This is a genomic window from Vibrio crassostreae, from assembly GCF_024347415.1.
GTDB lineage: Bacteria > Pseudomonadota > Gammaproteobacteria > Enterobacterales > Vibrionaceae > Vibrio > Vibrio crassostreae.
This window is the reverse complement of the sequence record NZ_AP025476.1, coordinates 484,693-496,924: the sequence shown is the minus strand read 5'-3', so window position 1 is coordinate 496,924 and position 12,232 is coordinate 484,693. Positions and strand designations below refer to the sequence as shown.

The 12,232-nt window shown below is 46.5% G+C and carries 11 protein-coding genes and 1 other RNA gene; 4 read left to right on the top strand and 8 right to left on the bottom strand.

Translation table 11 applies throughout. The annotated features are described in order from the left end of the window. Positions 1-47: 47 nt before the first annotated feature. The 8 genes from mraY to rsmI form a co-directional block, all read right to left on the bottom strand. Complete coding sequence (gene mraY / locus OC193_RS02345) at positions 48-1,130, bottom strand: phospho-N-acetylmuramoyl-pentapeptide-transferase (protein ID WP_048658030.1); 1,083 nt, start codon at positions 1,128-1,130, stop codon at positions 48-50. Further along, on the bottom strand, positions 1,127-2,500 hold the full coding sequence (locus OC193_RS02340) for a UDP-N-acetylmuramoyl-tripeptide--D-alanyl-D-alanine ligase (protein ID WP_048658029.1): 1,374 nt from the start codon (positions 2,498-2,500) through the stop codon (positions 1,127-1,129). Before OC193_RS02340 ends, mraY begins: the two co-directional genes overlap by 4 nt. Further along, positions 2,500-3,984 (bottom strand): UDP-N-acetylmuramoyl-L-alanyl-D-glutamate--2,6-diaminopimelate ligase, encoded by a 1,485-nt coding sequence (gene murE / locus OC193_RS02335; RefSeq protein WP_048658028.1) that lies wholly within the window; start codon positions 3,982-3,984, stop codon positions 2,500-2,502. Before murE ends, OC193_RS02340 begins: the two co-directional genes overlap by 1 nt. A gap of 18 nt (positions 3,985-4,002) precedes the next feature. Further along, positions 4,003-5,760 carry a penicillin-binding transpeptidase domain-containing protein gene (locus OC193_RS02330; RefSeq protein ID WP_048658027.1) on the bottom strand — a complete coding sequence of 586 codons (1,758 nt, stop codon included), beginning with the start codon at positions 5,758-5,760 and terminating at the stop codon, positions 4,003-4,005. Beyond that, positions 5,757-6,074 carry a cell division protein FtsL gene (gene ftsL, locus OC193_RS02325; RefSeq protein ID WP_048662657.1) on the bottom strand — a complete coding sequence of 106 codons (318 nt, stop codon included), beginning with the start codon at positions 6,072-6,074 and terminating at the stop codon, positions 5,757-5,759. Before ftsL ends, OC193_RS02330 begins: the two co-directional genes overlap by 4 nt. 3 nt (positions 6,075-6,077) lie before the next feature. After that, complete coding sequence (gene rsmH / locus OC193_RS02320) at positions 6,078-7,028, bottom strand: 16S rRNA (cytosine(1402)-N(4))-methyltransferase RsmH (RefSeq protein WP_017629354.1); 951 nt, start codon at positions 7,026-7,028, stop codon at positions 6,078-6,080. Positions 7,029-7,256: 228 nt separating this feature from the next. Continuing rightward, positions 7,257-7,696, bottom strand: an RNA gene (gene rnpB / locus OC193_RS02315) — RNase P RNA component class A. 177 nt (positions 7,697-7,873) lie between these two features. Beyond that, positions 7,874-8,740, bottom strand: coding sequence for a 16S rRNA (cytidine(1402)-2'-O)-methyltransferase (rsmI, locus tag OC193_RS02310; protein WP_048609684.1), 867 nt, complete (start codon positions 8,738-8,740; stop codon positions 7,874-7,876). 61 nt (positions 8,741-8,801) lie between these two features. On the opposite strand from rsmI, the gene OC193_RS02305 reads away from it, so the two are divergent. From OC193_RS02305 to OC193_RS02290, 4 genes are read left to right on the top strand one after another with little or no spacing between them, the layout of a single operon-like run. Further along, entirely contained in the window at positions 8,802-10,619 is a 1,818-nt protein-coding gene (locus OC193_RS02305) for a penicillin-binding protein activator (protein WP_048658026.1), read from the top strand. Further along, on the top strand, positions 10,606-11,004 hold the full coding sequence (locus OC193_RS02300) for a YraN family protein (RefSeq protein WP_048658025.1): 399 nt from the start codon (positions 10,606-10,608) through the stop codon (positions 11,002-11,004). The genes OC193_RS02305 and OC193_RS02300 overlap by 14 nt, the downstream gene beginning before the upstream one ends. A 2-nt stretch (positions 11,005-11,006) precedes the next feature. After that, entirely contained in the window at positions 11,007-11,597 is a 591-nt protein-coding gene (locus OC193_RS02295; protein ID WP_004729817.1) for a phosphoheptose isomerase, read from the top strand. A gap of 16 nt (positions 11,598-11,613) precedes the next feature. After that, positions 11,614-12,219 (top strand): BON domain-containing protein, encoded by a 606-nt coding sequence (locus OC193_RS02290; RefSeq protein WP_048662656.1) that lies wholly within the window; start codon positions 11,614-11,616, stop codon positions 12,217-12,219. Positions 12,220-12,232: the final 13 nt, after the last annotated feature.

Here is a 12,232-nt window from a genome sequence, read left to right as displayed (position 1 = left end):
GCTCTTAATAGTTTTAAAGAGCCTCTATGACAGAGGCTCACATAGGATTAACGAACTTTCAGTGTCGCTAGGCCAACCAGTACTAATACCATTGAGATGATCCAGAAGCGCACGATTACACGCGGTTCAGGCCAACCTTTAAGCTCATAGTGGTGATGAATCGGTGCCATACGGAAAATACGCTGGCCACGCAATTTGTAAGAGCCCACCTGCAGGATTACCGACAAGGTCTCCATTACAAACACACCGCCCATGATAACCAGTACCAACTCTTGGCGAACCAACACAGCAATCACACCCAGTGCACCACCCAGTGCTAGAGAGCCAACATCGCCCATGAATACTTGCGCAGGGTAAGTATTGAACCATAAGAAACCAAGTCCGGCGCCGACGATAGCAGTACATACAACTACAAGCTCAGAAGTGTATGGGATGTATGGAATGTGTAGATATGCTGCGAAGTTAACGTTACCTGTCGCCCAAGCAATCACAGCAAAACCAGCAGCAACCATCACCGTTGGCATAATTGCCAAACCATCTAAGCCATCTGTTAGGTTCACCGCGTTACTAGTACCCACAATAACAAAATAAGTCAGTACGATGTACAATAAACCTAATTGTGGCATCACATCTTTAAAGAAAGGAACAACCAGTTGGGTTGCCGCAGTATCGTGGCCGTGAGCATACAGAGCAAAAGCCACAACCAGCGCAATAGCTGATTGCCAGAAGTATTTCCAACGAGCAATCAAGCCATCTGTATTTTTACGAACCACTTTACGGTAGTCATCAACAAAGCCAACCGCACCGTAACCGCCAAGCACAACCAATACCGCCCAAACGTAAGGATTAGAAAGATCAGCCCACATTAATACCGTAATAATAATGGCAGCTAGGATCATCACGCCGCCCATGGTTGGTGTACCACGTTTGCTAAAGTGAGATTCAGGACCATCGTTACGAACAACTTGGCCAATTTGTAGCATTTGCAGACGCTCAATTAAACGAGGGCCCATCCACAGCGACAGACATAAAGCCGTCAAAATACTCGCGATTGCACGAAACGATAGGTATTCGAACAAACGGAAAAAAGAAAAGTGTGGCTGTAGTAGCTCTGCAAGCCAAATTATCATGAAAAGTTCTCCTTTAAAGCAGCGGCTATTTTACTCATTCCTGCACTATTCGCGCCTTTTACCAACAAGGTATGTGACGCGTTTTCTGGCAAGCATAAGTGCTGCTCTATGTGCGCGATCATCGCTTGATGCGTTGCGAAGTGGGTACCATTACAGACCTCACTAATCACCTTGGTATCATCACCATAAGTGAGTACATGCTCAAAAGCGAATGGGGCAGCATATTCACCGACTTGACGGTGAAGTGCAAGGCTTTCGTCGCCTAATTCAGCCATATTGCCTAAAATCAACCAACGTTGACCTTTGAAGCTCGACAGCAGTTTGGCTGCCGCCTTCATCGCGGGTACGCTGGCGTTATAACTGTCATCTATCAGCTTGATATTCTGACTTAATTGTTGAACCTCAACTCGCCCTTTGACAGAGATAAGATTCGCTAAACCATTTTTTATTTCTTCAAGCGTGGCACCAAACTGAATGCTCAACGCTGCCGCCGCCAACGCATTTGCTACGTTATGCTGACCAATAATGCCAAGCTCAACCGGCATAGCGCCTTGCGGTGTTTGCATCTCAAAGCAAGCTTCGCCCTGCTCATTAATGCGAATATTCTTAGCAAAGTAATCTGCCGTACTGTCGCTTTCTGAAAATGTCAGTACCGTTTTATCTGCGAGTACTTCATTCCAAAAGTCGCCACCGTTGCTTTCTAGATTAACAATAGCAGTATCACCGGCAGCAAGCCCCTGAAAGATTTCACCTTTCGCTTGTTTAACACCATCAATTGAGCCAAAGCCCTCTAGATGCGCGGCAGCTACGTTATTCACCAACGCCACCTGCGGTTTCACAAGCTGGGTGGTATAGGCGATTTCACCAATGTGGTTCGCGCCCAGTTCTATCACGGCATAGTCGTCATTGGGTTCACTGCGCAGCAAGGTTAGTGGTACTCCAATATCATTATTGAAGTTACCCGCCGTAAACAGCACCTTGCCACGTTGTTGCAGAATGCTCGCCACCATCTCTTTGACGGTCGTTTTACCACAGCTTCCTGTTATCGCCATGGTTGGCACGTCACATTGTTTGTGGATCCAAGCACTTAGCTGACCTAAAGCAAGTTTAGTGTCTTCAACAACAACTTGAGTAATATTTAGGTCAAGTTTTCGTTCGACTAACAACGCACTCGCATTTGCCTCAACCGCTTGATGACAAAAGTCATGCGCATCGAAACGTTCTCCGACAATAGCAACAAACAATGCGCCTTCTTCAACGGTGCGAGTGTCGGTAGAAACGGCATTAATTACGACATTGTTTGAGTTAGCATCCTCAATCAATTCACCGCTGACCGCTGAACAAATCTGTTCGAGTGATACATCAATCATTATGAAATACCTAAAAGTTGAAGCGCAGACTCTCGGTCTGAGTAATGTACCGTTTTGTCTTTCAATACTTGGTAATCTTCATGGCCTTTACCAGCCAAAAGAATAATGTCATTACTGCCAGCCTGTTCTAGGGCAAACTTAACCGCTTGATAGCGATCGTGTTCGACGAATGCTGATTCAGGTTCGCTTAAGCCAGCTAGCATATCTTTAACAATCAAAGCAGGATCTTCGCTGCGAGGATTGTCATCTGAAATAATAATTTTGTCGGCGAACTGCTCAGCCGTTACCGCCATCATTGGGCGCTTACCAGTGTCACGGTCACCACCGCAGCCAAAGATAGCCCACAATTTTCCAGAGCAGTGAACTCGCAGTGCTGCCAATGCTTTTTCTAGAGCATCTGGTGTGTGCGCGTAATCGACAACGACTTTTGCTTTGTTTGGTACTTGGAACAATTCCATGCGACCAATAACCGGTTGAAGTTGAGATGCAGTGTCGACCAAGGTTTGCTTGTCGATGCCCAATGACAGCAGAGTCGCGAAAGCAACCAATACATTTGATGCGTTGAATTGACCAATTAAAGGAACCGAAAGCTGACCTTGCCCCCAGCTACCATCGAAAGACATCTGAATACCTGTTTCTGCATAAGCGACATCAGATGCCCATACCGACTGTTGGTAACCAGACAGAGGAAGTAATGAAACAGCTATCGCATTGGACAAATCTGACATCCACGCTTTGCCGACTTTGTCATCCACATTGATCACAGCGTGCTTGCATTTATGCTCAGTAAACAGGCTCTTCTTAGCCAAAGCGTACTCTTCCATCGTGCCATGGTAATCAAGATGATCACGGCTCAAGTTAGTGAATACACCCACTTCAAAGTCCAAGGCTTTAACGCGACCTTGCACCAAACCATGAGAAGAGATTTCCATCGCAGTATAAACGGCTTTTTCTTCAGCCAACTCACTCAGCGTGCGCTGTATTTCAATCGCACTGCCTGTGGTATTCGCCGCGGTTTTTAGATTATCTAAGAAACCATTACCTGTGGTGCCCATTACTGCTGAGCGTTGACCGACTAGGTCTAGCCACTGAACAATCAATTGAGTGATGGTAGTTTTGCCATTGGTGCCAGTAACACCAATTAGTTTGGTCGCTTGAGAAGAATAAACTCGGCCAGCCAGTTCAGAGAGAATTGAATGGAGCTCAGGTACATAAACTACCGGCACTGCATTTAACCACTCAACCAAGCCATGAACTTTGTCATCACTCGCTTGTGCAATGATGGCTTTCGCACCTTGAGCGACAGCTTTGTCGATAAAGCGACGACCATCAACGGCATGTCCAACAATGGCAACAAAGATATCACCGTCCTTGATAGCACGGCTATCCAACTCCAACTGCTCAACAACAATCGCATCTAACTCAGAAGAACTGAAGTCTCCCCAAGGAGAAAGTAAAGATGACAGCGTGAGGCTATTACTCATATTGAATCCTGATTGGCTCTATTCTTGAAATTTGTTTTCATCAGCAGGGACATTGAGAATTTGCAGTGCACCCTTCATGATTTCAGAAAAAACGGGAGCTGCGACTGAACCGCCATAGTAAAGGTCACCTTGAGGTTCGTTAACCACAACAACCAGCGCGACTCTTGGGTCACTAACAGGGGCAAAACCTGCGGTAATTGCAATGTATTCATCACTGTATCCGCCCGCTTCAGCCTTACGAGATGTACCCGTTTTGGCTGCAACTCGGTAACCTGGGACTGCGGCTCTTGTTGCCGTACCGCCTTTTTGAGTCACCCCCTCTAGCATATTCAACACCAGCTCCGCGTTTTCACGCTTGATGATCTGCTTAGAAAAGTCTTGGTCGTTACTCTTAATAATATGAATCGGTTCATACATGCCTTTGTTGGCTAGCGTCGCATAAGCATGCGCTAACTGCATCGGCGTAACTGACAAGCCATAACCGAATGATAATGTTGCAATTTCAAACTTAGACCAACGACGACGATTCGGGAAAATGCCACTGGTTTCACCAATTAGATTTAACCCAGACATCTCGCCAAGACCAACCGAGCTGTACATTCCAAGCAAGGCTTCAAGTGGCATGTTAAGTGCTAATTTCGCCACACCGATGTTACTCGACTTCTTAAGGATTAAAGCTAAATCAGCCTTACCCACTTTAGAAGAGTCTCGTACACGGCTACCACCGATTTGCATGATGCCATTGCCAGTATCAATAACGATATCTGGGTCTGCGGTACCGTTCTCTAATGCTGCCAAAACCACAAACGGTTTTACTGTAGAGCCGGGCTCCATCGCATCGGTAAGCACGCGGTTACGCATTTTGAAACTTTGTAAATCAGCACGATTGTTCGGGTTGTAAGAAGGGGCATTAACCATCGCCAACACAGCGCCGGTTTTTACATCCAATAAAATCGCAGAGCCAGAAGTCGCCTTATGATCGGCCACCGCCTGTTTAATCGCTCGGTAAGCGATCGCTTGTAATCGTTGATCGATCGTTAATTCAAGAGGCTTACCCTCTTCACGCTCTTCTAGAGCAATGTTTTCAACAACACGCCCGTAACGGTCTTTACGGATAGTTCGCTTACCCGCCTCGCCCGTTAGCCATTTATCATAGCTGCGCTCAACGCCTTCTAGACCGTGCCCATCTATTCCTGTCACACCAATAAGGTGCGCACTGACTTCGCCTGCTGGGTAGTAACGTCGAGATTCTGCTTTAAGGCCAACACCCACCAGCTTTAGCTCACGAATATACTTAGCCATTGCAGGGCTAACTTGTCTTTGCAGGTAAATAAATCGACGGGATTTGTTGCTAGAGATCTTATCGATCATCGATTGACGTTCTAGACCAAGTACATCGGCTAGCGCATACCAACGATCAATTTGAGCCATGCCATTTTTATCGAAAATCGTTTTTGGATCGGCCCATACCGCTTCTACCGGAACACTGACGGCAAGCGGTTCGCCATTGCGGTCAGAGATAATACCGCGAGCGGAAGGAATAGCTTTAACACGTACCGAGCGAAGGTCGCCCTGACGAATTAAGTTATCTGGTTCAATGATTTGGATGTAAGCCACACGACCTACGAGTGCAGCAAAGGCAAGAAACACGAAAGCAATAACGACGTTGAAACGCCATTTAATCAGAATTGGATCCGAATCCTTTTCGCTCTTCACACGCTCTTTCGTTGATTTCTTAACGGGTTTTGCGGGTGCTTTTTCCTTTTTACCGGTCATTTCAGTGTGATCACAACTTCTTTGTCAGAGTCTGGACGTTTCATGTCTAGCTCTCTTTTTGCCGATGCTTGAACGCGGCTGTGTTCAGCCAGAGCCGTCTCTTCAAGCATTAAATTTCGCCACTCATCATCAAGCTGTTCTCGCTCCACTAATGCCATGTCTTTTTGCGTGATCGCCTGACGTGACATATGTGTCGTAAGAACGACCCCCATCGCACTCGCGAAGATACAGATAAGAAGCACCAACGGGACCTTGCCCACGGAGATCAAATCAAAAAATATTATCTTGGCTAAGTTAGGCTTGGAGGTCTTCATTGACTATAGCTTTTCTGCGATTCGTAGTACTGAACTGCGCGAACGAGTATTCTCATCCACTTCGCCTTTCGATGGTTTGATCGCTTTACCAACAGGTTTAAGATCAGCACTGCCTAGCGCTTTGATCTGCTCTTCTGTTAGTGGCAGGCCATGGGGTACTTGCGGGCCTTGGCTCTCTTTACGGATAAAGCGCTTCACCATACGGTCTTCAAGTGAGTGGAAGCTGATAACAGACAAACGGCCTTCAGGAGCAAGAATGCTTGCTGCGCCTTTTAGTGCGGTATCGATCTCTTCAAGTTCGCTGTTGATGTAGATTCGGAATGCTTGGAAAGCACGCGTTGCTGGGTGCTTTTTCTCTTTGAAGCTTTTTGGAGCCACATCCGAGATAAGCTTAGCCAGTTGACCAGTGCGCGTTAGTGGTTCGTTCTCTTCATTCTCTTGATAAGCAATAATGCCCTTCGCGATACGACGAGCGTGTTTGTCTTCACCGAACTCACGGATAACCCATGTGATGTCATCGAGATCCGCTTCAACTAACCACTGAGAAACAGGAATGCCTGATGTTGGATCCATACGCATATCAAGCGGGCCATCTTTCATAAAGCTAAAGCCACGCTCAGCGTCATCCAACTGTGGTGAAGAAACACCTAAATCCAGTAAAACACCATCCACTTGACCGACTAAGTCATAACGCTCTGCATATTCAGCCATACCTGAGAATGGGCCGTGAATAATCGTAAAACGAGGGTCATCAATCTTTTGCGCTTCTGCAATCGCTTGTGGATCGCGGTCGATACTAAAGAGTCGTCCATTCTCGCCCAGTTTAGACAGGATTGTACGGCTGTGACCACCACGGCCAAAAGTACCATCGATGTAGGTACCGTCAGGTTTGATCGCAAGTCCGTCAATAGATTCGTTAAGCAATACTGAAATATGTTTGAATGCTTCTGTCATAGTCTTCTCAGTGAGTGGATTGAGCCATTAGTGCGGCAATAATTTGTTCTATTAACGTTTTAGTGTACTGATTTCACGCCGTATCTCCACCATATTGTGTATAGGCTTTGGGAATTTTTGACCCAAGCTCATATCAGGGTGAAGGATTCTAAGGAAATCTAAATAATTTACGTCAATATAAAGCAAAAAACCCATCACTACCGTTAAGTAATGATGGGTTCTTTATATAGGTGGAGTTGACACATACGCCGGGTTCTGTTCCGCTTGCGCGGCGGTAACCATTCGTCTAGGCCTGCAATCGCTCACAGGCTCAAGCAATCTACCCGCCCCCATACGCGAGCAACGCAATGTGAGGGCCTATTTGATCTTGCTCCGGGTGGAGTTTACCTTGCTACGAACTGTTGCCAGTCGCACGGTGCGCTCTTACCGCACCCTTTCAGCCTTACCTGTGCCCCTTCCGAAGAAATGAGGCCATCGGCGGTCTTCTCTCTGCTGCACTTGTCGTGGGCTCGCGCCCCCCAGACGTTATCTGGCACCCTGCTCTATGGAGCCCGGACGTTCCTCCCCTCTGCCAGTCTCCCGAAGGACTTCAACGTCAGTTTCCCGAAGGACCTCAACGTCAGTCTCCCGAAGGACATCAGCAAAGCAGCGATTACCCGTTCAACTCCGAGGGCGGATTGTATAGAGATTAGGGTGCAGTGTCTAGCGAGATCACAAATATGGTGCAAACCTCTAAGCAACTGCGGGAATTTTACACAATTCAGACAAAAAAAGAGGAATGACGGCAACACCATCATTCCTCACAAGCTTTTTCAACAAAGGCTATCTACTCTATAAATAGATATCTAGTTGTCTAGATGCTCTAGGCCCCATTTGTATAAAGCGTTCTTTTTCAAGTTATAGATTTCTGCTGTCATCGCCGCCGCTTTTTTAAGGGGTAATTCTTTGGTTAGGATACCCAGCGTGCGAGTCGCTTCGTCTGGCAGTTCTGTGCTCGCTTCTTCACGGTGACCATGAATCAATAACACCATCTCACCGCGCTTACGGTTCGAATCTTCTTCAATCCAATCAATCAGCTCACCCAATGGCAATCCTTGAATAGTTTCGAATGTCTTAGTCAACTCACGCGCCAACACAACTTCGCGGTCTGGGCCTAAGATCTCAAGCATATCTTGTAGAGAATCTGAGATGCGGTGCGGTGACTCGTAGAAGATACAGGTGCGTTCTGCCTTTGCGATCTCTAAGAACTTGTCTTTACGACCTTTGCTCTTCGGCGGTAAGAAGCCTTCAAAGCTGAAACGATCCGACGGTAAACCTGAAGCACTCAATGCGGTAATAACAGCACAAGCACCAGGAAGTGGCACAACTCTCACACCCGCTTGACGACATTGTGAGACAAGATGGTAACCTGGGTCACTAATTAAAGGAGTACCCGCATCAGAGACTAATGCGATAGACTGACCTTCTAATAACCTTTCGACTAGAACTTGTGCTTTAGTTTGTTCATTATGATCATGTAAAGCGAACGTTCTGGTTGATATATTGAAGTGAGCAAGCAGCTTACCCGTGTGGCGTGTGTCTTCGGCTGCAATAACATCGACACTTGATAAAATTTCAATTGCTCTTTGAGTGATATCTCCCAAATTTCCGATTGGGGTTGGCACAATGTAGAGAGTTGGGCTCTCTGTGAGCAAGGTTTTGTTATCTGTCATTTGTTTACCATCACTTCAACGATTAATATAGATACAAATTTATACGGAATTTAAAGAACTCATGGCAACGATGAACCATAAGAGACTCAGTGTACCACGCTTACTAACTCCAATTGCATTAGCAATTACATTGGCGGCTTGTTCTTCAGGTCCTCAAACACCAACGAGCGTAGATATTACACTAGATCCAGTGCAATCAACTGAAAGTTACATGATGCAGGCGGATAGTAGCAAAGGAAGTCTACAAAACGACTGGTTAATCATGGCGCTTAAGGCTTCTGTGCAAGCTGGAAAAACCGATCAAGCAACTCTGCTGATCAAACGCTTAGCAAAACAAGAGCTGAGCGAAACGCAGCAAGCGGAATGGCAATTATCGCGCGCTCAACTGTTAGTGAACAACTCGCAGCCGGAGCAAGCTTATAGCCAACTGAACTTCCAGCCTTGGTGGAAACTTCCGAACGAGCAGTGGAAAGATTATCACGAGCTACGCGCGAACATTTCTGAAATGCAAAGCGAGTATTTTGAGGCGAGCCGCGAGTTAGTTCTTTATTCAGAATATCTAGACGCTGACGAAGAGCTCCAACAGCAAGCTGCTGACCGTATTTGGCAGAACCTAAATAGCTACTCTCAATATGAGATTCTAGAGCTTAAGACGTCGCCTACGGAAGACGTTCTTGAAGGTTGGTTACAGCTGGCGATTTACATGAAGACGCTGAACTCGAACCTTCCAAACCTACAGGAAACCCTGTCTGATTGGCTAGCAGAGAATCCTCAGCACCCAGCAGCGACATATACACCTCAGGCGATCACGGACATCTTAGCGCTAGAGATCAGCAAGCCAACCAGCACTGCACTATTACTGCCTCTAACCGGCAAGTACGGCAAGCAAGCACAACTTGTACGTGACGGTTTCATCTTTGCGATGATGAATGACAAAGAGCGCGAAGAAGATGCAACGCTGACGGTAATGGATACCAACCTGCAAAGTGCGGCTGAGATTAAAGCGACACTGGAAGAGAACAACGTTGATTTCATCGTTGGCCCGCTGATTAAGAGCAACATCACTAAGCTTCAGCAAGCGCAGAAAAACCACGAGAACTCGATTCCAGCTTTAGCTCTGAACATTCCAACGCAACTAGAACCTGATACCAATATTTGTTATCTCGCTCTATCGCCAGAGCAAGAAGTCGCTCAGGCAGCGAAACACCTATTTACTCAAGGTTACAAGTACCCGCTTATCCTTGCGCCAAGAGGACGCTTAGGTGAGCGTGTTGAGCAAGCGTTTAAAGAAGAGTGGAAAAAATACAGCAGCAACGATGTTGCTATCAGCTTGTTCTCTGACAAACGCCAACTACAACGCAATGTGAATCAGGTATTCGGCTTGCAAGAGAGCCAACAGCGTATCGCTCAAATGGATGGACTACTTAACCTAGACCTTGAAACTGAGCCACGCAGCCGTCGTGATATCGATTCTGTCTACATTGTGGCTAAGAACTCAGAGCTAACGCTCATCAAGCCCTTCATTGAAGTTGCAATCAACCCAGATGCAAGCCAACCAGCTCTATTCTCAAACTCACGCAGCAACAGCGGTGATAAGCAGTATGAAGACCTAACCGGTGTGTTCTACAGCGATATCCCACTATTGGTTGAGAATAAAAACGAGCTTAATAAAGAGCTCAACGACCTATGGCCTGCACACTCAAACGGCCAAAAGCGTCTGCAAGCACTGGGAATGGATGCATACTACCTAATGGATGCACTGCCACAGATGAAAGCCGTACAGGGTTACAGCATTCCAGGTGAAACCGGCGTGTTAACCATCGATAACAACTGTGTGGTTCAACGTGAAATCAGCTGGGCAGAGCATGGGGCTTTTTAGCCGAAAGTTCCTATCCAAACCAACCATCACCCACAAACAAGTGGGTGATAAATACGAGACCGTGGCAAAATCTTATCTGATTAACCACGGTTTATCGTTAATTCAAGAAAACTTCATAGCAAAATGTGGCGAGATTGATCTTATAATGCGCCATAACAATACGGTTGTGTTTGCTGAGGTAAAATACCGCAAGCAAACCCGCTACGGACATGCCGCTGAAATGGTGACTGCCAAGAAGTCACAGAAGCTACTCAAAACAGCCAATGTTTGGCTTATGCAGCAAGGCTTGTCGGTACACTCTACAGATTTCAGGTTTGATATTGTTGCCATTGAAGGGCCGAATGACAGTATCAACTGGATTCAAAACGCGATTACCCAAGGATAAACATGCTAGACAGCATTAAAGAAAGTTTCACAGAAAGTATTCAAATCCAAATTGCGGCTGCAGAAGCTCTGCCTGACGCAATCACGCATGCCGCTCAAGCAATGGTTGCGACCTTGCTTAACGGAAACAAAATTCTTTGTTGTGGTAATGGTGGTTCAGCGTCGAATGCTCAGCAATTTGTATCGTGCCTACTCAACCGATTTGAAACAGAGCGCCCTAGCCTTCCAGCGATGGCACTCACAGCAGACAACACTACGCTCACAGCTGTGGCTAACGACTACCACTATGAAGAGATCTTCTCTAAGCAGGTGCGTGCGTTTGGTCAAACTGGCGATATTCTGTTGGCTATCTCGACTAGCGGTAACAGCAAGAACATCATCAAGGCAATGGAAGCGGCGGTAACGCGCGACATGACAATCATCGCCTTTACCGGTAAAGATGGTGGCGAGATGGCAGGTCTGCTTGGTGAACACGATGTAGAAATTCGTATCCCTTCACACCGTACAGCGCGCATTCATGAAGTACATATGGTGACGCTACACTGCCTATGTGACCTAATCGATCAAGTACTCTTCCCTGCTCACGAAGAGTGATATACGGAGCATCACAATGAAATCATTAACCTCTATGAAGCTGTTTAAGCTGATTAGTGTTTCGCTACTTACACTGTCTCTGTCTGGCTGTGCTGGCATTTTCATTGCTGGTGCGGCAACCACAGCAAATCTAGTCACTGACACGCGAACCACCAAAGAAATTTGGAACGACAACAATATCGAGTTTGAAGTTGCAGCTATCACTAATAAACAACCCTACCGTGGTAGCGTGCGTGTCACTGCAAGTTCTTACCGCGGCTCTGTGGTGTTAATGGGGCAAGCAAAAACAGACGCTGAACGTCGTGCTTTTGAGAGCCAAGCCAAAGAAGTAACCGGTGTCGAAAGCATACATAACCAGATTCGAGTGAAAGAGCCATTATCGGTTAGCGCGATTAGCAAAGACAGCTGGATTACGACTAAAGTGAAGTCAGCTCTGCTTGCTAATGCTGAGCTTAACGGCATCAAAGTAAAAGTAATTACTGAGGACTCAGAAGTATTCCTGCTTGGACTGGTCACTCGAGAGCATGCTGATATCGCAACAGAAGTTGCGCGTAACATCTCTGGCGTAAAGCAGGTCATTCGAGCATTTGAATATGGTGAAGAAGAGACGGCTGTTAACTAGCCTTAAGTCAGTC